Origin of the sequence: Streptomyces sp. NPDC014676 (assembly GCF_043084105.1) — a bacterium.
Taxonomy (GTDB): Bacteria; Actinomycetota; Actinomycetes; order Streptomycetales; family Streptomycetaceae; genus Streptomyces.
Map to the genome: position 1 here is coordinate 468,604 of NZ_JBIBZI010000005.1, position 25,728 is coordinate 494,331.

Annotated in this window: 27 protein-coding genes; 9 read left to right on the forward strand and 18 right to left on the reverse strand. The window is 74.1% G+C overall.

The features are described from left to right. The first annotated feature begins 3 nt into the window (after positions 1–3). Positions 4–1,692, forward strand: a complete 1,689-nt coding sequence (locus ACF1DX_RS17675; protein ID WP_391792061.1) for a DUF885 domain-containing protein — start codon at positions 4–6, stop codon at positions 1,690–1,692. A gap of 15 nt (positions 1,693–1,707) precedes the next feature. On the opposite strand, the gene ACF1DX_RS17680 is transcribed toward ACF1DX_RS17675, so the two are convergent. From ACF1DX_RS17680 to ACF1DX_RS17690, 3 genes are all read right to left on the reverse strand, one after another. After that, a complete protein-coding gene (locus ACF1DX_RS17680; protein WP_391792062.1) occupies positions 1,708–2,553 on the reverse strand; it encodes an SDR family oxidoreductase in 846 nt (281 codons plus the stop codon). Positions 2,554–2,779: 226 nt separating this feature from the next. After that, positions 2,780–3,292: an immunity 21 family protein gene (locus ACF1DX_RS17685; RefSeq protein ID WP_391792063.1), complete on the reverse strand. Its 513-nt coding sequence runs from the start codon at positions 3,290–3,292 to the stop codon at positions 2,780–2,782. A 43-nt stretch (positions 3,293–3,335) separates the two neighbouring features. Next, positions 3,336–3,809, reverse strand: a complete 474-nt coding sequence (locus tag ACF1DX_RS17690) for a rhodanese-like domain-containing protein (protein ID WP_391792064.1) — start codon at positions 3,807–3,809, stop codon at positions 3,336–3,338. Between the two features lie 94 nt (positions 3,810–3,903). On the opposite strand from ACF1DX_RS17690, the gene ACF1DX_RS17695 reads away from it, so the two are divergent. Further along, complete coding sequence (locus ACF1DX_RS17695) at positions 3,904–4,350, forward strand: Lrp/AsnC family transcriptional regulator (protein ID WP_391792065.1); 447 nt, start codon at positions 3,904–3,906, stop codon at positions 4,348–4,350. Between the two features lie 10 nt (positions 4,351–4,360). On the opposite strand, the gene ACF1DX_RS17700 is transcribed toward ACF1DX_RS17695, so the two are convergent. The 5 genes from ACF1DX_RS17700 to ACF1DX_RS17720 form a co-directional block, all read right to left on the reverse strand. Continuing rightward, positions 4,361–7,357, reverse strand: a complete 2,997-nt coding sequence (locus tag ACF1DX_RS17700) for an AAA family ATPase (RefSeq protein WP_391792066.1) — start codon at positions 7,355–7,357, stop codon at positions 4,361–4,363. After that, positions 7,354–8,517: an exonuclease SbcCD subunit D gene (locus ACF1DX_RS17705; RefSeq protein ID WP_391792067.1), complete on the reverse strand. Its 1,164-nt coding sequence runs from the start codon at positions 8,515–8,517 to the stop codon at positions 7,354–7,356. Before ACF1DX_RS17705 ends, ACF1DX_RS17700 begins: the two co-directional genes overlap by 4 nt. Positions 8,518–8,634: 117 nt before the next feature. After that, positions 8,635–9,261 carry a YigZ family protein gene (locus ACF1DX_RS17710; protein ID WP_391792068.1) on the reverse strand — a complete coding sequence of 209 codons (627 nt, stop codon included), beginning with the start codon at positions 9,259–9,261 and terminating at the stop codon, positions 8,635–8,637. Positions 9,262–9,289: 28 nt separating this feature from the next. Further along, positions 9,290–9,832, reverse strand: a complete 543-nt coding sequence (locus tag ACF1DX_RS17715; RefSeq protein WP_391792069.1) for a SixA phosphatase family protein — start codon at positions 9,830–9,832, stop codon at positions 9,290–9,292. Beyond that, complete coding sequence (locus ACF1DX_RS17720; RefSeq protein WP_391792070.1) at positions 9,829–10,542, reverse strand: hypothetical protein; 714 nt, start codon at positions 10,540–10,542, stop codon at positions 9,829–9,831. The genes ACF1DX_RS17715 and ACF1DX_RS17720 overlap by 4 nt, the downstream gene beginning before the upstream one ends. 202 nt (positions 10,543–10,744) lie before the next feature. Between ACF1DX_RS17720 and ACF1DX_RS17725 the strand changes: the two genes are divergently transcribed. Together ACF1DX_RS17725 and ACF1DX_RS17730 are read left to right on the forward strand one after the other, a co-directional pair. After that, a complete protein-coding gene (locus ACF1DX_RS17725) occupies positions 10,745–11,152 on the forward strand; it encodes a CoA-binding protein (RefSeq protein ID WP_030865347.1) in 408 nt (135 codons plus the stop codon). A gap of 38 nt (positions 11,153–11,190) precedes the next feature. Continuing rightward, positions 11,191–12,414 carry a 4-hydroxybenzoate 3-monooxygenase gene (locus ACF1DX_RS17730; RefSeq protein ID WP_391792071.1) on the forward strand — a complete coding sequence of 408 codons (1,224 nt, stop codon included), beginning with the start codon at positions 11,191–11,193 and terminating at the stop codon, positions 12,412–12,414. A gap of 10 nt (positions 12,415–12,424) precedes the next feature. Here the strand turns inward: ACF1DX_RS17730 and ACF1DX_RS17735 are convergent, their stop codons facing one another. Next, entirely contained in the window at positions 12,425–12,784 is a 360-nt protein-coding gene (locus ACF1DX_RS17735) for an ArsR/SmtB family transcription factor (RefSeq protein WP_391792072.1), read from the reverse strand. 60 nt (positions 12,785–12,844) lie between these two features. On the opposite strand from ACF1DX_RS17735, the gene ACF1DX_RS17740 reads away from it, so the two are divergent. Next, complete coding sequence (locus tag ACF1DX_RS17740; protein ID WP_391792073.1) at positions 12,845–13,873, forward strand: cation diffusion facilitator family transporter; 1,029 nt, start codon at positions 12,845–12,847, stop codon at positions 13,871–13,873. Positions 13,874–13,908: 35 nt separating this feature from the next. On the opposite strand, the gene ACF1DX_RS17745 is transcribed toward ACF1DX_RS17740, so the two are convergent. The 3 genes from ACF1DX_RS17745 to ACF1DX_RS17755 form a co-directional block, all read right to left on the reverse strand. Beyond that, complete coding sequence (locus tag ACF1DX_RS17745; protein WP_391792074.1) at positions 13,909–14,466, reverse strand: YbaK/EbsC family protein; 558 nt, start codon at positions 14,464–14,466, stop codon at positions 13,909–13,911. A gap of 23 nt (positions 14,467–14,489) precedes the next feature. After that, a complete protein-coding gene (locus ACF1DX_RS17750; RefSeq protein ID WP_391792075.1) occupies positions 14,490–15,062 on the reverse strand; it encodes a helix-turn-helix domain-containing protein in 573 nt (190 codons plus the stop codon). A 130-nt stretch (positions 15,063–15,192) separates the two neighbouring features. Then, entirely contained in the window at positions 15,193–15,990 is a 798-nt protein-coding gene (locus tag ACF1DX_RS17755) for an acyltransferase (RefSeq protein ID WP_391792076.1), read from the reverse strand. Between the two features lie 115 nt (positions 15,991–16,105). Between ACF1DX_RS17755 and ACF1DX_RS17760 the strand changes: the two genes are divergently transcribed. Then, a complete protein-coding gene (locus ACF1DX_RS17760) occupies positions 16,106–16,636 on the forward strand; it encodes a gamma carbonic anhydrase family protein (RefSeq protein WP_391792077.1) in 531 nt (176 codons plus the stop codon). Between the two features lie 86 nt (positions 16,637–16,722). Here the strand turns inward: ACF1DX_RS17760 and ACF1DX_RS17765 are convergent, their stop codons facing one another. Further along, positions 16,723–17,352, reverse strand: coding sequence for a DedA family protein (locus tag ACF1DX_RS17765; protein ID WP_391792078.1), 630 nt, complete (start codon positions 17,350–17,352; stop codon positions 16,723–16,725). An 84-nt stretch (positions 17,353–17,436) separates the two neighbouring features. Then, positions 17,437–17,874, reverse strand: coding sequence for a DUF4442 domain-containing protein (locus ACF1DX_RS17770; RefSeq protein WP_217135657.1), 438 nt, complete (start codon positions 17,872–17,874; stop codon positions 17,437–17,439). 134 nt (positions 17,875–18,008) lie between these two features. Between ACF1DX_RS17770 and ACF1DX_RS17775 the strand changes: the two genes are divergently transcribed. Both ACF1DX_RS17775 and ACF1DX_RS17780 read left to right on the forward strand, forming a co-directional pair. Next, positions 18,009–19,016 carry a hypothetical protein gene (locus tag ACF1DX_RS17775; RefSeq protein ID WP_391792079.1) on the forward strand — a complete coding sequence of 336 codons (1,008 nt, stop codon included), beginning with the start codon at positions 18,009–18,011 and terminating at the stop codon, positions 19,014–19,016. A gap of 62 nt (positions 19,017–19,078) precedes the next feature. Beyond that, positions 19,079–20,377, forward strand: a complete 1,299-nt coding sequence (locus ACF1DX_RS17780) for an MFS transporter (RefSeq protein WP_391792080.1) — start codon at positions 19,079–19,081, stop codon at positions 20,375–20,377. Between the two features lie 108 nt (positions 20,378–20,485). On the opposite strand, the gene ACF1DX_RS17785 is transcribed toward ACF1DX_RS17780, so the two are convergent. From ACF1DX_RS17785 to ACF1DX_RS17795, 3 genes are all read right to left on the reverse strand, one after another. Next, a complete protein-coding gene (locus ACF1DX_RS17785) occupies positions 20,486–21,331 on the reverse strand; it encodes a spermidine synthase (RefSeq protein ID WP_391792081.1) in 846 nt (281 codons plus the stop codon). A 72-nt stretch (positions 21,332–21,403) separates the two neighbouring features. Beyond that, positions 21,404–22,573: an elongation factor Tu gene (tuf, locus tag ACF1DX_RS17790; RefSeq protein ID WP_391792082.1), complete on the reverse strand. Its 1,170-nt coding sequence runs from the start codon at positions 22,571–22,573 to the stop codon at positions 21,404–21,406. A gap of 319 nt (positions 22,574–22,892) precedes the next feature. Then, on the reverse strand, positions 22,893–23,624 hold the full coding sequence (locus ACF1DX_RS17795; protein WP_391792083.1) for a DNA alkylation repair protein: 732 nt from the start codon (positions 23,622–23,624) through the stop codon (positions 22,893–22,895). 49 nt (positions 23,625–23,673) lie between these two features. Here ACF1DX_RS17795 and ACF1DX_RS17800 point away from each other — a divergent pair, with 49 nt between their 5' ends. Next, on the forward strand, positions 23,674–24,447 hold the full coding sequence (locus tag ACF1DX_RS17800) for a TVP38/TMEM64 family protein (RefSeq protein ID WP_391792084.1): 774 nt from the start codon (positions 23,674–23,676) through the stop codon (positions 24,445–24,447). Positions 24,448–24,463: 16 nt separating this feature from the next. Here the strand turns inward: ACF1DX_RS17800 and ACF1DX_RS17805 are convergent, their stop codons facing one another. Further along, positions 24,464–25,633: a thiolase family protein gene (locus ACF1DX_RS17805; protein ID WP_391792085.1), complete on the reverse strand. Its 1,170-nt coding sequence runs from the start codon at positions 25,631–25,633 to the stop codon at positions 24,464–24,466. Positions 25,634–25,728: the final 95 nt, after the last annotated feature.

A 25,728-nucleotide genomic window follows, 5' to 3' on the forward strand; every position in this document is an offset into this window, starting at 1 on the left:
CGCATGCCTCAGACCAACAGCGCGCTTCCCCGTCAGGTCGCCGACACCTACGTCGACGAGCTCATCGCCCTCGACCCGGTCACCGGAACGTTCCTCGGAGTGAAGGAGAGCTCCTCCCGGCTGCCCGATCTCTCGCCCGCCGGACAGGAGGCGCTCGCCGAGCTCCAGCGGGCCACCCTCGCGCGGCTCGACGAGGCCGAGCGGCGGCCCGGCGCGGACAGCGACATCGAGCGCCGCTGCGCCCGCCTGCTGCGCGAGCGGCTCACCGCCGAACTCGCCGTGCACGAGGCCGACGAGGGCCTGCGCGCGGTCGGCAACCTGGGCACGGTCGCGCATTCGGTGCGCGAGGTGTTCACCGTGACGCCGGCCGAGACGGAGGAGGACTGGACGGCGATCGCCGAGCGGCTGCGCGCGGTGCCGGCCGCGCTGGCGGGCTACCGGGAGTCCCTCGCGCTGGGCCTGGAGCGCAAGCTGTACGCGGCTCCGCGCCCGACGGAGACGTTCATCGGGCAGCTCGGCGAGTGGGCGGACACCGGTGAGGGCCGGGGCTGGTTCGAGGACTTCGCCGCCGCGGGACCGGACGCGCTGCGCGCGGAGCTGGACGAGGGCGCCCGCGCGGCGACCGCGGCCGTCGTGGAGCTGCGGGACTGGATGCGCGACGTGTACGCGCCGGCCATCGAGGGCGCGCCGAACACGGTGGGCCGGGAGCGGTACGCCCGCTGGGCCCGCTACTACAACGGGACCGATCTCGACCTGGACGAGGCGTACGCGTACGGCTGGTCGGAGTACCACCGGCTGCTCGGCGAGATGAGGAAGGAGGCCGAGAAGATCCTGCCGGGAGCCGCCACGCCGTGGGTGGCGCTGGCGCACCTGGACGAGCACGGCCGGCACATCGAGGGCGTCGACGAGGTCCGCGCGTGGCTCCAGGGCGTGATGGACCGGGCGATCGAGTCCCTGGACGGCACGCACTTCGACCTCGCGGAGCGGGTACGGAAGGTGGAGTCGCGGATCGCGCCGGCGGGCAGTGCGGCGGCGCCGTACTACACGCCCCCGTCGGAGGACTTCTCCCGGCCGGGCTGCACCTGGCTGCCCACGATGGGCCTGACCCGCTTCCCGGTCTACGACCTGGTCTCCACCTGGTACCACGAGGGCGTCCCCGGCCATCACCTGCAGCTCGCGCAGTGGGTGCACGTGGCCGAGAACCTCTCCCGCTACCAGGCCTCGGTGGGCGGGGTCAGCGCCAACGCGGAGGGCTGGGCGCTGTACGCGGAGCGGCTGATGGACGAGCTCGGGTTCCTCGCGGACGCGGAGGAGCGGCTGGGCTACCTGGACGCGCAGATGATGCGGGCGGCCCGGGTCATCGTCGACATCGGCATGCACCTGGAGCTGGAGATTCCGGCGGACTCGCCGTTCCGCCCGGGCGAGCGCTGGACGCCCGAGCTGGCCGAGGAGTTCTTCGGGGCGCACAGCAGCCGCCCGGCGGACTTCGTGGAGAGCGAGATGACCCGGTATCTGACGATCCCGGGCCAGGCGATCGGCTACAAGCTGGGCGAGCGGGCGTGGCTGCTGGGCCGGGAGAAGGCCCGCGAGCGGCACGGCGACGCCTTCGACCTCAAGGCGTGGCACATGGCCGCCCTGTCCCAGGGTTCGCTGGGCCTGGACGACCTGGTGGACGAGCTGTCGGCGCTGTGAGCCGGTCCGGCGCCGTCAGCGCCTGAAGCCGCCCTCGGAGTCGATGACCTGACCGGTGATCCAGTCCGCCTCGTCCGTGGCCAGCCACGCGATGAGGCGGGCGGGGTCGTCGGGCATGCCCCAGCGGCCGGCGGGGAAGAGGGCGGCGATGGCGTCGTAGGTGTCGCCGGTCAGGTAGTCCGTGTCCACGGGGCCGGGGTTGACGGTGTTCACGGTGACCGCGTGCTCGGCCAGGGTGGTGGCCAGGGAGCGGGTGATGGAGGCGAGGGCGCCCTTCTGGAGGGCGTAGGCGATCTCGCCCGGCATGCCGCCGGCGATGTCCTGCCCGGAGGTCATCATCACCACGCGCCCGCCCGGGGTGCGCGGCGGCAGGGCTGCGCGGTGCCGGGCGTGGGCCTGGACGAGCAGCAGCACCGAGCGGGCGTCGACGGCCCAGTGCGCGTCGAGCACGGCGGCGTCGATCGTGTCGAGGTCGCCGTCGGAGCCGCTGAGGGCGTGGTTGGCGACGAGGATGTCGAGCCGTCCGCCGAGCGCCTCGGTCGCGCGGGCGTGCAGTTCGGCGGGGGCCGTAGGGTCGGTGAGGTCGCCGGGACCGGCGAGCACGGTCGCATCGGGGTCGCCGAGGGCGTCGCGCACGGAGGCGGTCACGGCCTCGGGCCGGTCTGCGCCCCAGGGCATGGCGGCGTCGTGCGGCACGTGGTGGTGCAGGTAGACGCTCGCCCCGTAGGCGGCGAGACGCCGGGCCACGGCATGACCGATGCCTCCGCGCCGGCTGGCCCCGGTGACCAGCGCGGTCCGGCTCCGCAGGGGCAAGGGGTCACGGCGGAGTGCCTCGGGCGTGGGGTGCGGGAGCTTGGGCATGATCGTCCATGATGCGGGGCCGGGCGGGCCGGCGCACGCGAATATCGGCCGGACGATCCGCCCGCTCGGCGGTACGGTCGCCGCCGTCCCTGGTCCGTGCGCGCCGTGGCCGTCCACGGTGCGCACGGACCAGGGACGGCGGGACCGGCCGCCCACGGTGCGTGCGGACCGGGACCGGCGGGGCCGGCCGCCCACGGGCGCGACCGCCGTGACGGCGGGCCGCCCGTCAGGGCAGCGGTCGGAGCTGGACGAGGACCAGCCAGGTTTCCGGGCCCGGCTGGACCCGGGCCGCGCGGACCGCGTAACGGCCCGGAGCGAGCGTGAGGCTCACATGGTCGGTGCCCGTGGAGCCGGTACCGGGCCAGGCCGCGTCGAACAGGACGACCGTGCCGGGCACCTTCCAGTGCACCTCGGGCTGCCACCGCGCGGTGTGCAGCGCGGCCGGGAGGCTCGCCAGGAGTTCCGCCTCGGAGTCACCGGCGATCCAGCGGACGAGGGTGCCGTGCTCGGGGAGGAAGGCGGTCGCGGCGGGCTCGTCGCCCAGGACCAGGGCCGTCGCGTCGCCGACCGGAAGAAGCCCGACGAGTCCGTCCACCTCGCAGGCCCGGTCGTAGTCCGAGGCCGTCTCGTCGCCGTCGGCACCCGTCCAGAACGGCAGCACCGTCTCCGGCACCGCGACGAGCGGCCCGCCGCCCGACTCCACCCACTCGACCGTGACCGGCTCCGCGTATCGCACCATGCGCAGAACCTACCGGGCCGACTCCCTTACCGGGACCGGGGGTTCAGCATCCGCAGTCGCCGGCGCCCACGGGCGCCGTCAGCGGGTCGGGGGCGCGGCGCTCCCGGTCCCGCCGGGTCTCGAACTCGAAGCCCTCACGCACCCAGTACTCGAATCCGCCGAGCATCTCCTTGACCCGGTAGCCGAGTTCGGCGAGGGCGAGCGCGGCTCGGGCGGCGCCGTCGCAGCCGGGACCCCAGCAGTACGTCACGACCGGGACCGACGGGTCCAGGAGCTCCGCGGCCCGCTCGGGGACGAGCGCGGTGGGAAGGTGCACCGCGCCGGGGACATGGCCCTGGTCCCAGGCCTCGGTGGAGCGGGAGTCCACCAGGACGAACCCGGGGTCCCCGCCGGCCGCGAGCGCGGCGGCCACGTCGGAGACGTCGGTGTGGAAGGCGAGGCTCGCGCGGAAGTGGGCTGCGGCCTCCGCCGGGGAGGCGGGGGCGACGCGCAGGACGGAGTTCACGGTGGTGGTCATGGGAGAGAAACTACGGCCGCGGAAGCCGGTCCTGAAGCGGAGACCCCCGGCCTTCACCTTGATCCGCAGGGGATTCCCCTGCTACTTCTCCTGCATGACCGCGTATTCCCCGGACGCCACCGACTGGCGCATCCTCGACGTCCTCCAGCGGGAGGGACGGGCCAGTTTCGCCGAACTCGCCCGTGCCGTCTCGATGTCCGCGAGCGCGGTCACCGAGAGAGTGCGCCGCATGGAGGAGGCCGGGATCATCCAGGGCTACGCGGCGGTGGTGGACCCGGAACGGATCGGGCTGCCGATCCTGGCCTTCGTACGGCTGCGCTACCCGACCGGGAACTACAAGCCGTTCCACGACCTCGTCGCCGTGACGCCCGAGGTCCTGGAGGCGCACCACGTGACGGGCGAGGACTGCTTCGTCATCAAGGTCGCCGCCCGTTCGATGCGGCACCTGGAGGAGGTGGCGGGCCGGATCGGCACCCTCGGCTCGGTGACCACCAGCGTCGTCTACTCCTCGCCGCTGCCGCGCCGCCCGCTGGGGCGCTGAACCGCGGCCCTCAGCGGGTGCCGTGCCGGCGCAGCTCCGAGCCCGAGCGTCCCTTCACGACCTCCAGCCGGGCGTGTATCCGGCGCCGCAGATCGCCGACATGGCTGACGATGCCCACGCTGCGGTCGCGTTCGCGCAGGGAGTCCAGGACGTCCAGGACCTCGTCGAGGGTCTGGTCGTCGAGGCTGCCGAAACCCTCGTCGATGAAGAGGGTGTCCAGCCGGACCCCGCCCGCCTCGTCGGTGACCACGTCCGCGAGACCGAGCGCCAGGGCGAGCGAGGCGAAGAAGGTCTCGCCGCCCGAGAGGGTCGCGGTGTCGCGCTCCCGTCCGGTCCAGGCGTCGACCACGTGCAGTCCGAGTCCGCTGCGGCCGCGGCCGGTGCGGTCGTCGGAGTGGACGAGGGTGTACCGGCCGGACGACATGCGGTGCAGCCGTACGGTCGCGGCGGCGGCGACCTGTTCCAGGCGGGCGGCGAGGACGTACGACTCCAGGCGCATCTTCCTTTCGTTGTCCGCCGAGGTGCCCGCGGTGAGTCCGGCCATACGGGCCACCCGCTCGTACTCCTCGCGCAGGGGACCCAGCCGGCGCACCGAGGCGGCGGCCCGCGCGGAGAGCCGGTCGAGTTCGGCGCAGCGCCGTTCGGCGGCGTCCCGCGCGGAGACCGCCTCACGCACCCTGCGGTCCGCGTCCTCGGCGGCCCGCTGCGCGGAGCCGAGGTCGGCGGGCGGCCGCTGTGCGGCGGCGACGGTCTCCGGCTCGGCGAGGACGGCCCGTACGGCGGCCTCCTCGTGCTGCCAGGCGTCCAGGCGCCGCTGGAGTTCGCGGTGGGCCGCGTCGTCGAGGAGGGCTTCGGCGGCGGCCTCCGGGGTGTCGAAGCCCGCGCGGAAGGCGGCGTCGGCGAGCCGGGCGTCGGCCTCCTTGAGCCGCTGGGCCGCTTCCTCGGCGGCGCGGGCGGTGTCGGCGGCGTCCGTGAGCAGTCCGACGCTCCGCTCCAGCTGCGCGGCGCGCGCGGCCACGCTGGTGGCGTCCCCCCGCGCCTGCGCCAGCTCCTCCTCCAGCGCGGCGTGTTCGCGGTCCAGCCGCTCGCGGTGGCCCACGCGGGAGGCGGCCCGGACGGCCGCCTCCCGCTGGGCGGTGATCCGCAGCTCGTGCTCGTCCTCCGCGCGGCGCAGCCGTTCCTGCTCGGCGTGCAGCACGGAGGCCGCGTCCCGCGCCTGCGCGTACTGCCGCTCCAACTCGTCCACCGCGCGGGAGAGCTGTTCGGTGGCGCCGTCCCCGGCTTCGGCGCTCGCGGCGGCCAGTGCCTCCCTCAGGGCGCCGAGCCGCTGTTCGGCCTGCGCGCGCTGGTCGTCGGCGCGCTGGTGGCCGGCGAGGGCGCGTTCCTCCGTCTCACGGTCGACGTGCCCGGCGTCCTTGCGGGCGGGGTCGGGGTGTTCGGTGGCGCCGCAGACCGCGCAGGGTTCGCCGTCGGTGAGACCGGCGGCCAGTTCGGCGGCGATGCCGTTCAGCCGCTGTTCCTTGAGGTCGAGCCAGTGCTGCTTCGCCGCGAGCGCCCGCTCCCGGGCGGCGCGGACCTGCTCCTCGGCCGTTTCCGTCTCCCCGGCCAGCCGGTCGCGCAGCCGCGCGGCGTTCAGCCGCTGCCGTGCGGGGTCGCGCCGCACGGCGAGTTCACGGGCCGTGGTCGCGGCCTGCTGAGCGGACTCGATGCCGGCCTGCAGACCCGCGCGGGTCTCCTCCCAGTCCGCGAGCCAGGTCTCCGCGTCCTCCCGCGCCTCCTCGTCGGCACGTTCCTGGCGGTCCAGGTCGGCGCGCTCACCGAGGAGTTCCGTCAGCCGCCGCTCGGCGCGGCGGGCCGACTCCAGCCCGCCCAGTTCCTCGGCGGCCCGGCGGGCGGCGGCCGCGAGCCCGGCCGCCCCCGCGTCCGCGAGGGGCGCCGGGAGCAGGGCACGCGCGCGCAGCTCGGCACCGGCCGCCCGTGCGTGCTCGGCCCCGGCGGAGTCCCGCAGCTCCAGGGCGGGGGCGACGGTCTCGGCCTTGCGGGCCCGCTCCATGCGGGTCCGCTCCTCGTGATGAACGCCGGACCGCTCCCGAAGCCGGTCCGCCCGCTCCCGTGCCTCGGCGAACCGCCGTTGCAGCCGGTCCCGTTCGCGTACGGCGTCCAGGGCGCGGCCGGCGCCGGCGAGGGCGGACTCGGCGGTGGCGAGGCGGCAGCGGGCGGCGGTGAGCTGTTCCCGCGCGGTGCTGCGGGCGACGGCGGCGGCGGACAGCACGGCCTCGGCCAGTCCCGGTTCGCCCGGCGTGAGCTCGGGCAGTTCCATGGAGCCGCCCGCGGCCTGCTGCATCCGGTGCGCGTCGGCGAGCAGGTCGGCGTCGCCCTCACGCACCCGGGACTCGGCGGCCCGCCGGCGTTCGGCGAGGCGCTTCTCGACGTCGGCGAAGCGACGGGTGTCGAAGAGGCGGCCCAGCAGCTTGCCGCGGGCCTCGGCGTCGGCGCGCAGGAAGCGCGCGAAGTCGCCCTGGGGCAGCAGCACGACCTGGCAGAACTGCTCCCGGCTCATGCCGAGGAGCTGGGTGATCTCCTCGCCGATCTCCTGGTGCGAGCGGCTGAGGTCCTTCCAGGTGCCCGAGGCGGCGTCGCGTTCGCGCAGCCAGGTCTGGGCCTTGTCCACCGTGGTGCCCGCGCGGCGGCCCTTCTTGGGACGCTCCCAGGGCGGCTGCCGGGTGATCTCCAGCCGGCGTCCGGCGACGGTGAGTTCGAGGGTGACCTCGGTGCGGACGCCCGGGGCGGCGTGATCGCTGCGCAGGGTCATGCCCTGACCGCTCTGCCGGGCGCCGGGGACGGAACCGTACAGCGCGTAGCAGACGGCGTCCAGGACGGAGGTCTTGCCGGCGCCGGTGGGGCCGTGCAGCAGGAAGAGCCCCGCGGCGGACAGCTCGCCGAAGTCGACGCTCTGGGTGTTCCCGAACGGCCCGAAGGCCGTCATGTCCAGCCGGTGCAGCCTCACCGCGCCACCTCCCGCACCGCGTCGTCCGCGCGGACCGCGTCGAAGGCGTCCCGCAGGACGGCCCGTTCGTGCGGGTCGGGTCCCGCGCCGCGCACATGGGCGACGAAGTCCTCGGCGATCTGCTGGTCGTCGCGGCCGGCGAGGCGGCGGGCGTAGGAGACCGCGGGGTCGTCCGCCGTCCGGGCCGGGTCGAAGACGAGGCTGAGGGTGTGCGGGAAGCGCTCGGTGAGCCGGGCCATGGGGTCGGCCGGGCGGACCGGGTCGGTGAGGGTCGCCTCGACCCACGCCTCCGTGTGCGGTGCCAGCGCGGGGTCGGCGAGCAGTTCCTCGAGGGTGCCGCGGATCCGGGCCAGCGGGCGCGGCACCGGGCAGTCCACGCGCTCGGCGGTGACCGCCCCGTCGGCGGCCAGGTCGACGAGCCACATGCTCTTGCGGTGGCCGGCCTCGGAGAAGGAGTACGGCAGCGGGGAGCCGGAGTAGCGCACCCGCTCGGTGAGGGTCTGGCAGCCGTGCAGATGCCCCAGCGCCACGTAGTCGACGCCGTCGAACACCCCGGCGGGCACGGCGGCCACCCCGCCGACGGTGATGTCCCGCTCGCTGTCGCTGGGTTGGCCGCCGGTGACGAAGGCGTGCGCGAGGACGACCGAGCGGGTGCCGGGCGCGCGGGTGGCGAGGTCCGCGCGGACGCGGTCCATGGCGGCGGCGAGCACCGTCTCGTGACCGGCCTTCTCCACCGCGAACTCGTCCTTCACCAGCGCGGGTTCGAGGTACGGCAGCCCGTAGAAGGCGACGTCCCCGTGCTCGTCGGACAGCACCACGGGCGTGCCGCACGCGGACGGTTCGGTCCGCAGATGGATGCCGGCGCCCCCCATGAGCCCGGCGCCGACGCCGAGACGGCGGGCCGAGTCGTGGTTGCCGGAGATCATCACCGTCGGCACCCCGAGGCCGGCGAGACGGTGCAGGGCGTCGTCGAACAGCTCGACCGCGGCGAGCGGCGGCACCGCGCGGTCGTACACGTCTCCCGACACGACCACCGCGTCCACCTCGCGCTCACGCACGGTGCCGACGAGGTGGCCGATGAACTCGGCCTGGGCACCGAGCATGCCGACCCGGTGGAAGGACCGGCCGAGGTGCCAGTCGGAAGTGTGCAGCAGTCTCATGATCCCCGCAGCGTAACCGGAGGGCCCGACAGCACGGGCGGTAACTCCCGTATCGCTCCGTCATGACCCGGTGCGCATTCCTCCTTCATGCCCTCAAAAGGGTTGAACACGGACCGGTCACGCGTCCCCGTACGCCTCCCCGCCCAGTTCGAACCGGGCCGTCCCGGCGGTGATGTCGGCGAGCCACGCGCGGAAGGCGGGCACGTCGGCGTCCGGGAGGCCGATCTCGATCGTGACCTCCTCGCCGTAGCGCACGTCGCGCACCTCGCGTCCGGTGGCGCGCAGGTCGTTCTCGACCTTGCCGGCCCGCTGGTGGCCGACGGTCACGGTGGCCAGCCGGAAGCGGCGCCGGGTGATCGTGCCGAGGGTGTCCAGTGCCTCGCCGACGGCGCCGCCGTACGCGCGGATGAGGCCGCCGGCGCCGAGCTTGACGCCGCCGTAGTAGCGGGTGACGACGGCGACGACGTACCGCATGTCGCGGCGGAGCAGCATCTGGAGCATGGGGACGCCGGCGGTGCCGCCGGGCTCCCCGTCGTCGCTGGCCTTCTGGGTGGAGGCGTCGGCGCCGATGACGTACGCCCAGCAGTTGTGGGTGGCGTCGGCGTGCTCCTTGCGGACGGCCGCGACGAAGTCCTGCGCCTCCTGCTCGGTGGCCGCCGGGGCGAGGGCGCACAGGAAGCGGGAGCGGTTGATCTCGGTCTCGTGCACACCCGCGCGGGCGACGGTGCGGTACTCGTCCTGCATCCGGCCAGCCTATGCGTCTCCGCGCGGGCTACCGGTGCCCGCCCCGGGGCACGGTCAGCGACGTCAGGAGGGCGGCACCGGGGGTGAGGTCCCGCCATGCGGCGCCGCGCCAGGACAGTACGGCGATCGCGGAGGTGGGGAACTTGGCGCGGACGCGGTCCAGGGTGTCGTCCAGGCCGTCGCCGGCCAGGGTCAGGACGAGGTCCTCCAGCCCCGGATTGTGTCCGATCAGCAGCAGCGTCTCGACCTCGGCCGGTGTCTCGCGCACCACGTCCAGCAGTTCGGGGACGTCGGCGTGGTACAGGCGGGGGTCGTGGCGGACCGGCGGGGGTGTGCCCCACTGCGCGGCGGCCAGCTCCCAGGTGCGGCGGGCCCGGACGGCGGTGGAGCACAGCGCGAGGCCCGGCAGGCAGTCGGCCTCGGCGAGGGCGCGTCCGGCGGCGGGTGCGTCCCGGAGGCCGCGCGGGGCGAGGGGGCGCTCGTGGTCGGTGACGCCCTCCGGCCGGGCGGACTTGGCGTGGCGCAGGACGACCAGGCGGCGCAGCGGTCCCGGTCCGGCACGCTCGATCATGCCGGGGATCCCAGGTCCCGGGTGAGGTCGAGACCGAGCAGCCGGTCGGCGTAGGCGTACGTCTCGAAGCGGGCGCCGTCCGCCAGGCCGGGGTCCGTCTCCACCGCGCGGAGGACGCCCAGCACGCCGGCCGTGTCGAGATCGTCCTCCCACGCGGTGCGCAGATCGGCGCGTACCGCGTCGGGGACCGGCTTCGAGGGCCGTCGCGCCCAGTCGGCGACCGCGCGGCGCCAGCGGCCGAGGGTTCCGGCGGCGTCGCCCAGGGCGGCCGGGCCGATCGTCACGGGCTCGCTTCTGGGGCGGGCGAGCAGGGCCAGGCGCAGGGCGGCGGGGTCGGCGCCGGCCGCCTCCCCGTGCGCGGGGGCCACGGCGACGCGCACTCCGTCGGGTGTCGCGCCGCCCTCGCTCACCACGTGCAGTACCTGGGCCTCGCCCAGGCCGGTGCCGGTGTCCCCGCCGTCCTCGAAGGGCCGGACCCCGAGGGCCGCGCCCGCCGCGCGGAGTTCCGCCCGCCGCCGATCGCCGGTGAGCAGCGCCCAGACCGGCGTGCCGCCGAGTTCCAGGGCGCGTACGAGCAGGTCGGCGACGAGCAGCACACGCAGGTTCGTCGGGTCGGACCCCTGGGTGTGGGCCTCGACCCGGATCAGGCCCCGCCGGGCGGGGGCGGCGTCCACGGGTTCGCCGGTTCGGGCGTCGGTGATGCGCAGCACGAGGCGAGCGTAGGCGCGTGAGCGGGCGTACGCAGGTATCCGGGCCGCTTTTCGGGTCGCCGTGTGCGGTTCCCGGCGCCGGGCGGCCCGGTGGCCGGTACAGTCCACCCCCCGGCGGAGGACGGGCGGTTCCGGGAATCACCACGCGTCCCGCTTCGTTGTGCGGGGCGACAGCTCTTTCACGACTCCCGGGAGGCCTACGGTGTACGGCGACGAGGCGACGGTCCGCAAGATCCTCACCGGACTCGGTGACACCTGGGCCGTGGTCGGCCTGTCGTCGAACCGGCAGCGCGCGGCGTACGGGGTCGCCCAGGTGCTCCAGCGGTTCGGCAAGCGGGTGGTACCGGTGCACCCGAAGGCCGAGACCGTGCACGGCGAGCAGGGCTACGCCTCCCTCGCGGACATTCCCTTCCCGGTGGACGTCGTGGACGTGTTCGTCAACAGTGACCTGGCCGGGGCCGTCGCGGACGAGGCGGTGGCCAGGGGTGCCGGGGCGGTGTGGTTCCAGCTCGGCGTCATCGACGAGGCGGCCTACGAGCGGACCCGCGCGGCGGGCCTGGAGATGGTGATGGACCGCTGTCCGGCGATCGAGATACCCCGGCTCGGTTAGGACCTGTCCCGGGGGCGCCGGGCCGCCATAATGGCGCGATGGACGAGCGTTCCCCCCGCCTCGACTCCCTTTCCTCGCGACGCTTTCCGGTCGTCGTCGTGGGTGCCGGGCCCGCCGGGCTCACCGTGGGCAACATCCTGCGGGCGGCCGGTCTGGAGTGCCTGGTCCTGGAGACGGAGAGCCGGGAGGTCATCGAGCGGCGGCCGCGGGCCGGGGTGATCGAGGAGTGGGCGGTACGGGGTCTGGAGCGGCGGGGTCTCGCGCGGAACCTGCTGGAGCGGGCCGGTCTGCACACCGCGTGTGAGTTCCGCTTCGGCGGGGAGCGGTACCGCTTCTCCTACCGGGAGCTGGCGGGGAGTCACCACTGGGTGTATCCGCAGCCGTCGCTGGTGACGGACCTGGTGCGGGAGTACGCGGACGTGCGGCGCGGAGCCGTGCGGTTCGGTGTGCGCGACGTGCGGCTGCACGACCTGGACGGCGGCCGTCCCTCGGTGTCGTACGTCTGTCCGGAGACCGGTCGGCGGGAGGTCGTCGCCTGTGACTTCGTCGCGGGCTGCGACGGAGCCCGCGGGGTGACCAGGGCCGCCCTCGCTCCGGAGCGGGTCCGGGTGGCACGGCACGACTACGGCATCGGCTGGCTGGCCCTGCTCGCCGAGGCTCCGCCGTCCGCCGACTGCGTCCTGTTCGGCTGCCATCCGGACGGCTTCGCCGGTCAGATGCCCCGCAGCCCCGAGGTGACCCGCTACTACCTGCAGTGCCCGCCCGGCGACGACCCGGACGCCTGGCCGCACGAGCGGGTCTGGGCTGAGCTGCGGCGCCGTCTCGGGGCGGCCGGAGCGGCCCCGATCGCCGAGGGGCGGCTGATCGAGAAGCGCGTGCTGGACATGCACGACTACGTCACCGAGCCGATGGCGTCCGGCCGGCTCTTCCTGGCCGGGGACGCGGCCCACCTGGTCGCGCCGATCGCCGCCAAGGGCATGAACCTCGCCCTGCACGACGCGTTCCTGCTCGGCGACGCGCTGGTCGCCCGACTGGCCGAGGGCGACGACAGCGGACTGGCCGGTTACTCGCAGGAGTGTCTGCGGCGCGTGTGGGACTACCAGGAGTTCTCGCAGTGGCTGTCGGAGCTGTACCACGGCAGTGCGGCGGGCGACCCCTTCCGCGCGGGCACCACGGCCGCCCGGCTGCGCCGCCTGTTCTCCTCCCCCGCCGCCGCTGCCGCCTTCGCGGAGCAGTACCTGGGCACGGCCGCGCGGTACTGAGGCGGGCCCGTCAGTCGTGCGGAGGCCGGTCGCCGATCCGGTGGTCGGCCACGTTCAGCGCCTCGTCCACCAGCCGCCGCAGATGGCCGTCGCGCAGGGAGTAGATCACCCGGCGGCCCTTCTTGCGGGTGTCCACGAGACCCGCGAGCCGCAGCCGCGCCAGATGCTGGCTGACCGCGGGCCGGGCCGCGCCGCAGGCCTCGGTGAGCGTGGTGACATCGGCCTCGCCGCCGGTCAGGGCGTGCAGCAGGGTCAGCCGGGTGCGGTCGCCGAGCAGGGCGAGCAGTTCCGCCGCGAGCGCGAAGTGCTCCTCGCCGGGTGTGCGCGGGTGCGCGTCGTGCGCAGGTGACAGGTGCATGCGTGCGCTCATACGCACATAATGGCGGGGTGGGCGCCGCCGCGTCCACCCGCGCACCGGAAGGGGACGACCATGAGCGACCGCCACCACCGTCATGAGCACGGGCACCACCGGGCTTCGCCGCTCCACCGCCTCGCCCACCTCCTCACTCCGCACTCCCACGAGACGGCCGACAGGCTCGACTCCGCGCTGGAGTCCTCGGCCCGGGGCATGCGCGCCCTGTGGGTCTCGCTCGCGGTGCTGGGCGTGACGGCGCTGGCGCAGGCGGCCGTGGTGGCCGTGTCGGGCTCGGTGGCGCTGCTCGGCGACACGGTGCACAACGCGGCGGACGCGCTGACCGCCGTGCCGCTGGGTATCGCCTTCGTCCTGGGGCGGCGCGCCGCCACCCGCCGCTTCACCTACGGCTACGGGCGCGCGGAGGACCTGGCGGGCATCGCGATCGTGCTGACGATCGCCGCGTCCGCGGCCTTCGCCGGCTGGACGGCGCTCGACCGGCTGCTGGACCCGCGCCCGGTCGCGCACGTCCCGGTGGTCGCCGTCGCGGCGCTGGCCGGGTTCGCGGGCAACGAGTGGGTGGCCCGGTACCGCATCCGGGTCGGGCGTGACATCGGCTCGGCCGCGCTGGTCGCCGACGGGCTGCACGCCCGTACGGACGGGTTCACCTCGCTGGCGGTGCTGCTGGGCGCCGGCGGCTCGGCCCTGGGGTGGCGGTACGCGGACCCGGTGGTGGGGCTGGCGATCACGGCGGCGATCGTGTTCGTGCTGCGGGACGCCGCGCGGGAGGTGTTCCGGCGGGTGATGGACGCCGTCGACCCGGCGCTGGTGGACCGGGCCGAGCGGGCCCTGACGGCGGTTCCGGGGGTACGCGGGGTGGGTGAACTGCGGCTGCGCTGGATCGGCCACCGGCTGCGCGCGGAGGTGGCGGTCGTGGTGGACGGCGGGGCGACGGTGCGCGAGGCCCATCGCGTCGCCGTCGAGGCCGAGCACGCGCTGCTGCACGCCGTCCCCCGGCTGACCGCGGCCCTGGTCCACGCCGACCCGGAACCGGTGCCCGGCGCGGCGGATCCGCACCTGCCGCTCGCCCACCACGCGGTGCGGTGAGCTCAGGCCGCTCCCTGCCCTTCCGGCACGACCGCTCAGGCCGCTCCCAGTCCCTCCAGCACGACCGCTCCGGGCAGCTCCGCGAACGCCTTGCCCGGCACCAGCAGCTTGCCGCGCCGCCGGCCGCTGCCGACGAGCACGTACGGCAGGTCCACGACGGCCGCGTCCACCAATACCGGCCAGTCGCCGGGCAGTCCGACCGGGGTGATGCCGCCGTACTCCATGCCGGTCTCCCCCGTGGCCGTGTCCATCGGGGCGAAGGACGCCTTGCGGGCGCCGAGGTGACGCCGTACGACGCCGTTGACGTCGAGCCGGGTGGTGGACAGGACGACACAGGCGGCGAGTGTGGTCTCTCCGCCGCGCTTGCCCGCCACCACCACGCAGTTCGCCGACCGCTCCAGCAGCTCTTGGCCGTAGTGCTCGACGAAGACGGCGGTGTCCGCCCAGCGCGGATCGGTGTCGACGTAGAGGATCTGGTCCGCGGGGACGCTGCCGCTCCAGGCGCGGACGGCGGCGGCGACCGGGGCGGTCAGCTCGTCGAGGCAGTCGGGGGTGGGGGTGGCGTGGTCGAAGTCTCCGATGGGTGCGCGCATGGCCGCACCGTAACAGGGGCGCCTCAGTGCACGGGAGGCACCGAGACCGTCATGATCATCTCCATCGGGGCGTCGCCCCGATTGCCGTACGTGTGCGGTGTGTCGGCCTCGAAGGAGGCACTGGCGCCGGCCGGCACCCGGTGCTCCGCTCCGTCGACGGTGAGGGTCAGTTCCCCGGACGTGACGTGGACGAGTTCGACCGTGCCGGCGGGGTGCGGGTCGGAGTCGCTGCTCTCGCCCGGCATGAGCCGCCAGTCCCACATCTCCAGCGGGCCGGGCGCCTCGGTGCCGGCGAGCAGCCGGCTGTAGCTGCCGCCCTCGGTGTGCCACAGCCGCACGGTCTGGTCGGCGGGGACGATCCGGACCTCCGGGCCACGCTCGTAGTCGAGCAGGGTGGGGACGCTGACGCCGAGCGCGTCGCCGATCTTGACGACCGTGCCGATGCTCGGGTTGGTGCGGGCCTGTTCGATCTGGATGAGCATGCCGCGGCTGACACCGGCCCGCGCGGCGAGCGCGTCCAGCGTGAAGCCGCGCTCGGTGCGCCAGCGTCTGACGTTGCGCGCCAGGGACTGGGTCAGCAGGTCGAGGTCCGACACGTTCCGTCCGTTCCGTCCAGCATGTGGGGCGACCGGGGCTCTGTGTCCGGCTGCCGCGGGGCGGACCCGGTCGTCCGTCGCACTGTACTGCGACCGGAATCGGCGCCGCCCACGACCGGGTGAGGACGGCTCAGCCCTCGGGTTCCAGCTCGGCGAGCCGGACCGCGTCCTCCTCGTCCAGCTCCGCGAGCCGTGCGACGTCCTCCTCGTCCAGCTCCGACAGCGCCCGCAACTGCTCCGGGGTGATGCCCTCCGGGATCGGTACGGGCGCCGGGGTGCGCAGCGGCGGCTGCCAGCCGTCGGCGGGGGTCCAGCGGCGTACGACACGGGCCGGGGCGCCCGCGACCACGGCGTGGTCGGGCACCGTGCCCCGGACCACCGCGCCCGCGGCCACCACCACGTTCCGCCCGACGCGTGCCCCCGGCAGGATCACCGCGCCGGTGCCGATCCAGCAGCCGGGGCCGATCTCCACCGGCTCCATCCGCGGCCACTGCTTGCCGATGGGTTCGTGCGGATCGTCGTAGGAGTGGTTGGTGGAGGTGACGTAGACGTACGGTCCGAAGTAGCAGTCGTTGCCGATGGTGACCGTCGTGTCGGCGATGACGTGGCTGCCGCGGCCCAGCACGACCCCGTCGCCGATGCGCAGGATCGGCTCGGGGCCGAGGTCGAGGCCGGGCATCAGACCGGCGGTGAGGGTGACCTGCTCGCCGACGATGCAGTGCGCGCCGATCCGGATCCAGGGTTCACCGAAGACCGTGCCGAGCGGGAAGGCGAGCCTGGTACCTGTTCCCATCGCCCCGAAGCGGAAGCGGCCGGGGTGCTCGGCGGTCACCGAGCCCGTGCGCTGCGCCCAGGCCCAGCCCGCGTGGACCGCGCGCTGAGCGAGGCGGCGCGGCCAGGACGAGAACGTGTTCTTGCGCTTCGGCACCCGCTCACCGTAGTCGGCGGGCACCCCGGGGACGGGCCCACGCCCCTGTGATCTTCACCCCACCGGGCCGGCGTACGGTGCGGGGTGTCTACGACGTCGTGTGGAGGAGAGGGCGATGACGCACCGCGCGCTGATCACGGGTATCGGGGGCAAGGAGCCGAAGGTGGACGGGGACGCCTTCGTGGCACCCACGGCCTCGGTGATCGGGGATGTGACGCTGCACGCGGGGGCGAGCGTCTGGTACGGGGCGGTGCTGCGCGGTGACGTGGAGCGGATCTCCGTCGGGGCGAGCAGCAACGTGCAGGACAACTGCACGTTGCACGCCGATCCGGGGTTCCCGGTCAGCGTGGGCGAGCGGGTTTCCATCGGGCACAACGCCGTGGTGCACGGGGCGACCGTCGAGGACGACTGCCTGATCGGGATGGGGGCGACGGTGCTCAATGGCGCCGTGATCGGCGCGGGGTCTCTTGTCGCCGCGCAGGCGTTGGTGCCTCAGGGGATGCGGGTGCCGCCGGGGTCGCTGGTGGCGGGGGTGCCGGCGAAGGTGCGGCGGGAGTTGAGCTCCGAGGAGCGCGAGGGGCTCACACTCAACGGCACGATGTACGCGGAACTGGCCGGGGTTCACCGGGAACAGCACGAGAGGTGACGGTGGGGGCTTTGGGTCGACCGGGCTTCTCGCGCCCACGCGCGGAGCCGCACATCGGCACGGCCCCGCGCCCCTTCGGGGCGCTTCTACTCGGCGGCGACGACTGGTTCCGGGGTCGCCTTCTTCGCCTTGCGCCTCAGGACCAGCATCGACGTCACGCCGATCAGTACCGCCAGTACCAGGCCCAGCCAGGAGAAGCGCTTCAGCCACGACTCGGCGACGATGCCCACGTAGTAGATGACGGCGGTGGTGCCGCCCGCCCAGACGATGCCGCCGAGGACGTTGGCGATCAGGAACTTCCAGTACGGCATCCGCAGCACGCCCGCGAGCGGGCCGGCGAAGATGCGCAGCAGGGCCACGAAGCGGCCGAAGAAGACGGCCCACATGCCCCACTTCTGGAAGGAACGCTCGGCGGTCGCGATGTGCCCTTCACTGAAGTGACGGGGGAACTTGGCGCCCAGCCAGGCCAGCAGTGGCCGTCCGCCCTTGCGGCCGATGGCGTAGCCGATGGAGTCGCCGATGATCGCGCCGGCGGTGGCGCAGGCGCCGAGGACCACCGGGTCGATGTCGCCGTGCTGGGAGGCGAGCAGCGCGGAGGAGACCAGGATGATCTCGCCCGGCAGCGGGATGCCCAGGCTCTCCAGTCCGATGACCAGCCCCACCAGGGCGTACACGGCGACCGCGGGTACGGTCTCGAGCCACTCCTGCACGTGCAACGCCCTGTCCTCCCGGTCCGCCGTTCGTGCGCCGGTCCCGGCGCACGAACGGGAAGCCTACCGGCCCCGCCGGTGTGCCGGTGGTCAGCCGTTGGGACGCAGGGTCCACACGACGGTCATCTCGCCGGTGACGGCGCCGTCCTCGCGGCGGATGGCGACCGAGACCGGGAACTCGGGGCGCACGCCCCCGTCGAGTTCGGCGACGACCTCGGCGGCCGGGCGGCCGAGGGTCGCGGTGGCGGTGACCGGGCCCATCGCCAGCTTCTTGTAGGCGATCTCGGCGCTGACGGCCAGCGGCACGGCCCGCGCGAGCTGGTCCCCGAACGCGGCGAGCACGATCGCGCCGCTCGCCGACTCACCGAGGGTGAACATCGCGCCGGCGTGCGGCCCGCCCACGTGGTTGTGGTAGTCGGCTTGGTCCGGCAGGGCCACCACGGCCCGCTCGGGCGTGGTCTCCAGGAACTGGAGGTTGAGGGTCCGGGCCATGGGCACCGTGGCGGCGAGCATCTCGCCGATGGACATCTGGTCTGCGCTCATGAACGCAGGTTACCCACGAGTAGCCTCAACCCGCCATGCCGCGCGGCATCCGGTTTGCTACGTCCCTGTCAAAGGGCGGTGACCCCATCGTGTCCCTGGCGCGGCTAGGGTGGCTGCCCATGTGGCCAGGACAGCAGCCGCCCGGGGGCGAGCAGAACCCGCAGTCGAACAACCCGTACCAGCAGCCGGGGTACCAACAGCCGAATCCGTATCAGCAGCCCGGCTACCAGCAGCCGAACCCGTATCAGCAGCAGCCCGGATGGGGCGCGCAGACCGTGGCGGGCGGGCCGCAGCCACCGCAGGGCGGGGGCGGGAACCGGACGAAGCTGGTGGCGATCATCGCCGCGACGGCCGTCGTCGTGGCCGCCGGTGTCACGGGGTTCCTGGTGCTCGGCGGCGACAAGGACGACGAGGCCGACGGCAAGAAGGGCGCCAAGCCGACCGCGACGGCGACCAAGGACACCTCCGCCGAACCGAGCGCCTCCGCCTCGGACGACAACCCGCGCGGCGGCGAGGGGGAGAAGGCGACCATTCCGGGCTGGCAGGTCGTCGTCAACACCCGCTTCGGCACCAAGTTCGACGTCCCCGCCGACTGGGAGATCGAGACGCCCGGCACCAGTGTGGGCTTCGAGTGGGAGGAGAAGGACGGCGAGATGGACCGCACCACCGTCACCGCTCCCGCGTATCTGAAGTCCAAGTGGTGCACGAGCGACGACAACAAGGACGGCCGCGAGGAGGACACCGCCCTCGCCACCGCCGGAACCCGCGGTGAGAACGGCGCCAAGACCACCCAGGAGGCGGCCGAGACCCGCGTGCCGTGGTGGATCTACGGCGGGTACACGCAGCCCGACAAGAAGAGTGTGAAGCAGGACAAGCCGAAGGCGTACACCACGGCATCGGGCCTCAAGGGCCACGTCGCCACGTCGCACTCGGAGAACACGCCGCAGAACGGCAAGTGCGACAGCGAGGGCAAGGCGATCACGTTCGCCTTCAAGAACGGCGCCGGGGACTTCGTCACCTGGAACCTGTACGGCGCGAAGGGCGTCAAGGACGAGATCCCGGAGGAGACCGTGCAGAAGATCCTCAGCACGGTGCGCCTGACGGAGGACGGGCCGCAGGGGGCGTAGAGCAGGCCAGGAGGGCGGCGGCCCATTTGGCAAGTCGGCCGCGGCCCGGCGATAGTCACGGGGTGCCGACCACCGTCATCCGCCGCCGCCCCGCCTGGGCCGGCCGCAACTACTCCCTGCTGACCGCCGCCGCCGTGGTGACCAACCTGGGCAGCCACGGCGCGCTGATCGCCGCCGCGTTCGCCGTGCTGGGCTCGGGCGGCGACGGCGGCGACGTGGGTCTGGTGGCCGCCGCCCGCACCCTGCCGCTGGTGCTGTTCCTGCTGATCGGCGGTGCCGTCGCGGACCGGCTGCCGCGGCACCGGGTGATGGTCGCGGCCAACGCCCTGAACTGCGTCTCGCAGGCCGCGTTCGCGGCGCTGGTGCTGACGGGCGAGGCGCGGCTGTGGCAGATGATGCTGCTCAGCGCGCTCGGCGGTACCGGTCAGGCGTTCTTCAACCCGGCCGCCGAGGGCATGCTGCTGTCGTCGGTGCGGGGCGAGGAGGCCGGCCGGGCGTTCGCGGTGTTCCGGATGGCGATGCACGGGGCGACCCTCGGCGGTGCCGCGCTGGGCGGCGCCATGGTCGCCGCGATCGGGCCCGGCTGGGTGCTGGCGGCGGACGCGGTGGCGTTCGCGGTCGCCGCCGCGCTGCGGGCGTTCCTCGACGTGAGGCACATACCGGCGCGCGCCCCTGGCGGCGGCATGCTCGCCGACCTCAAGGAGGGCTGGCGGGAGTTCACCGGGCGGCCCTGGCTGTGGGGCGTCGTCGTCCAGTTCTCCGTCGCCAACGCGGTCGTCGGCGCGGCCGACGCGGTCTACGGTCCGCTCGTCGCCCGGGACCACCTGGGCGGCGCCGGGCCCTGGGGCGTGGCGCTGGCCTTCTTCGGCGGGGGCACGGTGGCGGGCGCGCTGCTGATGACCCGCTGGCAGCCGCGCCGTCTGCTGTTCGCCGGCACCCTGTGCGTGTTCCCGCTGGCCCTGCCGTCCGCCGCGCTCGCCGTGCCGGCGCCGGTCACCGTGCTGTGCGCGGTGATGTTCGTGACCGGTGTGTCGCTGGAGGTGTTCGGCGTCTCCTGGATGACCGCTCTGCACCAGGAGATACCGGAGGAGAAGCTGTCCCGGGTCTCGGCGTACGACTGGTTCGGCTCGGTCGCGCTGGTGCCGGCGGCGATGGCCCTGGCGGGCCCCGCGGAGACGGCGTTCGGCCGCCCGGAGGCGCTGTGGGGTTGCGCAGCGCTGGTCGTGGTCGTCACGGCGGCGGTGCTGTGCGTCCCGGACGTACGGAACCTGCGCCGCCGAACCCTCCGGATCACCGGCGCGGCCCCGAACGCCGACAGCGCGTCAGCCGGCACCGAACGCCCCGTCGGCGGACTCGGATGACGGGCGCGCCACGCGCCACGTCGCACGGGACCACACCGCCGGACCCGGCACGAACACCGCACCGGCCACCACCGAACGCCCGTCGGCGGACTCGGTACGGGCGCCGCCTCAGCCGATGCCGAAGGCCCCCTCCGGGGGTTTGGGGGACGGTACGGCGTCCTCGTCGTGCACCGGGCGCGCACCGCGGGTGAAGTCCCGCAGGGCCGCGCCGTGCTCGACCCGCGCGGGGAAGGCGTCGGCGGCGGTGGCGCGGGACAGGGCGGCGATGTCCAGGGGCCGGTGGGCGGCGGCCAGGACCGCGTTGCCGAAGCGGCGGCCGCGCAGTACTCCCGGCTCGGCGATCAGCGCCAGCTCCTCGAACCGCGTCCCCAGGGTGGCGAGCTGGGAGCGGAGGAAGGCGAACGGGGCCGCGTCCGCGAGGTTGGCGAGGTAGACCCCGCCGGGCCGCAGGACACGCGCGGCCTCCCGCGCGTAGGCGACGGAGGTCAGATGCGCCGGGACCCGTGAGCCGCCGAAGACGTCGGCGACCAGGACGTCCGCGCTGTCGTCGGGGGCGGTCTCCAGCCAGGCGCGGGCGTCCGCCGCGTGCAGCGTGACATCGGCGTCGGCGGGGAGGGGCAGGTGCTCGGCGACCAGTTCCAGCAGTCCCCGGTCGAACTCCACGACGTGCTGCCGGGAGCCGGGGCGGGTGGCGGCCAGGTAGCGGGGCAGGGAGAGCGCGCCGCCGCCGAGGTGCAGGGCGTCCAGGGGGCGCCCCGGCTCGCCCACGGTGTCGAGGACGTGCCCGAGCCGCCGCGCGTACTCGAACTCCAGATGCGTCGGCTCGTCGAGGTCGACGTAGGACTGCGGTGCCCCGTCGACGGTCAGCAGCCAGGCCCGTTCCCGGTCGACGTCGGGCATCAGTTTGGCGGTGCCGTGATCGACGGCGCGGGTCACGGGGATGGGCTCGCTCACCGTCCCATTGTGCCGTCGTCCGTACGGACGGCTGCCCGCCCCCTGTACGGGGGCGGGCAGCCGTTCCGCCGCTCAGCCGACCGCCGTCACCGTGCCGGCGCCGACCGTGCGGCCGCCCTCGCGGACGGCGAAGCCGAGCCCGGACTCCAGGGGCACGTCCCGTCCCAGTTCGACGGTCATCATGACCGTGTCCCCGGGTCGCGCCACGGCCACCTCGCCGAGGTCGACGTCACCCACGACGTCCGCCGTACGGATGTAGAACTGCGGCCGGTACCCGGTCGACACCGGTGTCGTGCGGCCGCCCTCGCGGGCCGACAGCACGTACACCCGCGCCGTGAAGCGCCGGCTCGGCACCACGCTGCCCGGCGCGGCCACCACGTGCCCGCGTCGCACCGCGTCGCGCGGCACCCCGCGCAGCAGCAGCGCCACGTTGTCCCCGGCCTGCGCCTCCTCCATGGGCTTGCCGAAGGTCTCCAGACCGGTCACCACGGTCTCCGCCTCGGCGCCGAGCACCTCGACCCGGTCGCCGACGCGGACCGTGCCGCGCTCCACCGCGCCGGTGACGACGGTGCCCCGGCCGGTGATGGTGAGCACGTTCTCCACCGGCAGCAGGAACGGCGCGTCCAGGTACCGTTCGGGCACGGGCACGTACGTGTCCACCGCGTCGAGCAGCGCGTCGATCGACGCCGTCCAGCGCGGGTCGCCCTCCAGCGCCTTCAGCCCGGAGACCCGTACGACGGGCGCGGACTCGCCGCCGTAGCCGTGCGCGGAGAGCAGGTCGCGGACCTCCAGCTCGACCAGGTCGGTCAGTTCCTCGTCGCCCGCGTCGGCCTTGTTGAGGGCGACGACGATGTGGTCGACACCCACCTGGCGGGCGAGCAGCACGTGTTCGGCGGTCTGCGGCATGATCCCGTCGAGCGCGGAGACGACGAGGATCGCCCCGTCGAGCTGCGCGGCGCCGGTGACCATGTTCTTGACGTAGTCGGCGTGGCCGGGCATGTCGACGTGGGCGTAGTGCCGGGTGTCGGTCTCGTACTCGACGTGCGCGAGGTTGATGGTGATGCCGCGCGCGGCCTCCTCCGGCGCCCGGTCGATGCGGTCGAACGGGACGAAACCGCCGGAGCCGCGCTCGGCGAGGACCTTGGTGATGGCGGCGGTCAGGGTGGTCTTGCCGTGGTCGACATGGCCCATCGTGCCGATGTTCAGATGCGGTTTGGTGCGGACGTACGCCGTCTTGGACATGGCGGTACCTCGAAGCCTCTCGGTGATGACGCGTGGTGACGCGTGACGGCCCCGGGCGCGGCGGATCGGCGCGCGGCCGGGACGGGGACCCCAGGAACCTGGCCGACCCTCCCCCTGGGGGTCCGCCGGGCGATCCGGGGAGGGTCAGCTTCGGGCGCCGTCGACTGCGGCGAGGAAGGCGGGAACGGCAGCCTTCGGGGCATCCGCGACCGCGGATGCTGCGAGGTGGAAGGCGTACCGGAACATGGCGTCGATCCTTGCCGACGGCCCGCCCCGCGTCGAATGGTTTTCCGCGCCGCGCCGCGCCGGGCCGGGCCGGCTACCGGGCGCCGATGTTCCTCAGCGCCTCCCGTACCGACAGCGGCGCGAACCGTCCCTGTTCGCGCGCCAGGAAGGCCCGTACGGCGTCGGGGTCGGTCCTGGCGTACTCGCGCAGGCACCAGCCGATGGCCTTGCGGACGAAGAAGTCCCGGTGGCCGGAGTGGCGCAGGCAGTGGTCGAAGAGCCGCGCGGTGTCGGTGCGTTCCTTGTAGCGCAACTGGTGGAGCAGGGCGGTGCGGGCGAGCCACATGTCGTCGTCACCGATCCATTCGTCCATCTCGGCGGTGAGGCTCCGGTCGGCGGCGACCAGCGCCCCGACGACGTGCGCGGCGAGCGGGTCGACGGTGTCCCACCAGGGGACCGTGGTGACGAGGTGCCGGGCGACGGGCAGGAAGCCCGAGGAGCAGTGCCGTACGTGACGGCGCAGATAGTCCACGGCGAAGTACTGGTACTCGCGCTCGGGCAGTTCCCAGCAGCGCAGCGCGACGGCCGTGCAGTCGGCCTCATCGGGGCGGGGCAGCCCTTCCACGACGGTGCGGGACAGGGCGCGGCGGACCGGGGTGGTCAGGCCGAGGAAGGGGGCGACGTCCTTCATGTAGGCGCGCATCGCCACGGCCCGTTCCGGGTCTGCCGCCGGCCCGTACGCGGCGGTGAGCCGCTCCAGCACCATGTCGGCGAGCGGGCTGCCCGGCACCGGTGGCGTCGCCGTACCGTCCTCTGTGACGCGCATGAGACGAACACTACGGCGATCACACATATTTGTCGGTTAGTGTCACCGAATGCTCGATGCCACCACCCGCTCTGGGGGCACCGCCACGGCCTCTCCCCGGGCCACCGCCACGGACCTCGCCGCGTCACTGCCGCCGGCCACGGCCACCGGATTCGCCGCCCGGTGCGCCAGACTCCTGCTGTCGCCCCGGTCACGGCTGTCCCTGCTCGTCGTGATCCTCGTCACCGCCGCGTCGCTGATGCTCGCGTTCGAGCCGCAGCGGCTGCTCACCGACGGCTGGCCGGACCGGCTCGGCGGGGCCGCGGCGGTCGTGGCGTACGCGGTGGCCTACGGGGTGTGCACGGTGGCGTTCGTGCCGCGCCCGTTGCTGAACCTGGCCGCGGGCGCGCTGTTCGGCTCCCAGCTCGGCCTGGGCGCGGCGCTGGGCGGCACGGTGCTGGGCGCCGGGCTGGCCTTCTGCCTGGGGCGGGCTCTCGGTCAGGAGGCGCTCCGTCCGCTGCTGCGCGGACGCTGGCTGAAGGCCGCGGACGACCAGCTCAGCCGGCACGGCTTCCGCTCGATGCTGGCGGCCCGGCTGTTCCCGGGCATCCCGTTCGCCGCGTCCAACTACTGCGCCGCGGTCTCCCGCATGGGCCTGCTGCCGTTCCTGCTGGCGACGGCGCTCGGCTCGGTCCCGAACACCGCCGCCTACGTGGTGGCCGGCGCCCGCGCGTCGACGCCGACGTCCCCGGCCTTCCTGATCGCGCTGGCCTGCATCGCCGTACCGGGTCTGGCGGGCGCGGTGGTGGCGTGGCGCAAGCGGCACCAGTTGCGCGGACGGTGAGCCGGCCGGCGGTGCGTCAGATCCGCTCCAGGATCATCGCGTTGGCGAGTCCGCCGGCCTCGCACATGGTCTGCAGGGCGTAGCGGGCGCCGCGTTCGCGCATCGCGTGGACCAGGGTCGTGGTCAGCCGGGTGCCGCTGGCGCCGAGCGGGTGGCCGAGGGCGAGGGCGCCGCCGTGCACGTTGACCCGGGCCAGGTCGGCGCCGGTCTCCTGCTGCCAGGCCAGGACCACACTGGAGAACGCCTCGTTGACCTCGAACAGGTCGATGTCGTCGAGCGACAGGGAGGCGCGGCGCAGCACCTTCTCGGTGGCCGGGACGACGCCGGTGAGCATCAGCAGCGGGTCGGAGCCGGTGACGGCGAAGCTGTGCAGCCGGGCGAGCGGGCGCAGGCCGAGGCGGGCGGCGGTCTCGCCGGACGTGATGAGCACGGCGGAGGCGCCGTCGTTGACGGGGCTGGCGTTGCCCGCGGTGACGTTCCACTCGATCTGCGGGAAGCGCTCGGCGAAGACCGGGTCGTGATAGGCGGGCCGCAGGCCGGCCAGGGTCTCGGTGGTGCTGTCCGGCCGTACGCACTCGTCGCGGGTGACGCCGTCGAGCGGTGCGACCTCGGCGTCGAACAGTCCGGCGTTCCAGGCCTCGGCGGCCTTGCGGTGCGAGGAGACGGCGAAGGTGTCCATCCGCTCGCGGCTGATCGACCACTTGGCGGCGATGAGTTCGGCGCTGATGCCCTGCGGGACGAGCCCTTCCGGGTAGCGCCCGGCGACTCCGGGACCGAAGGGATCCTTGCCGGCGGGCACGTTGGACCACATCGGCACCCGGCTCATGGACTCCACGCCGCAGGCGACGACGAGGTCGTACGCACCGGACATGACCCCTTGCGCCGCGAAGTGCACGGCCTGCTGGGAGGAGCCGCACTGGCGGTCCACGGTGGTGGCCGGGACGGACTCCGGCAGACCGGCGGAGAGGACGGCGTAGCGGGTGGTGTTCATGGCCTGCTCGCCGACCTGGTCGACGGTGCCGCCGATGACGTCGTCGATCAGCGCGGGGTCCACGCCGGAGCGCTCGACGAGGGCGCGCAGGGTGTGGGCGAGGAGTTCGACGGGGTGGACATGGGCGAGGGCGCCCTGCGGCTTGCCCTTGCCGATGGGGGTGCGTACGGCTTCGACGACGACTGCGTCACGCATGGGCGGGCCTCCTTGGCCGGGACCGGTTCAGGACGACGTACCGGTGAGTAGGAAATCCGAACTCACCATAACCCTATGAGTTGGAAAAGCAAACC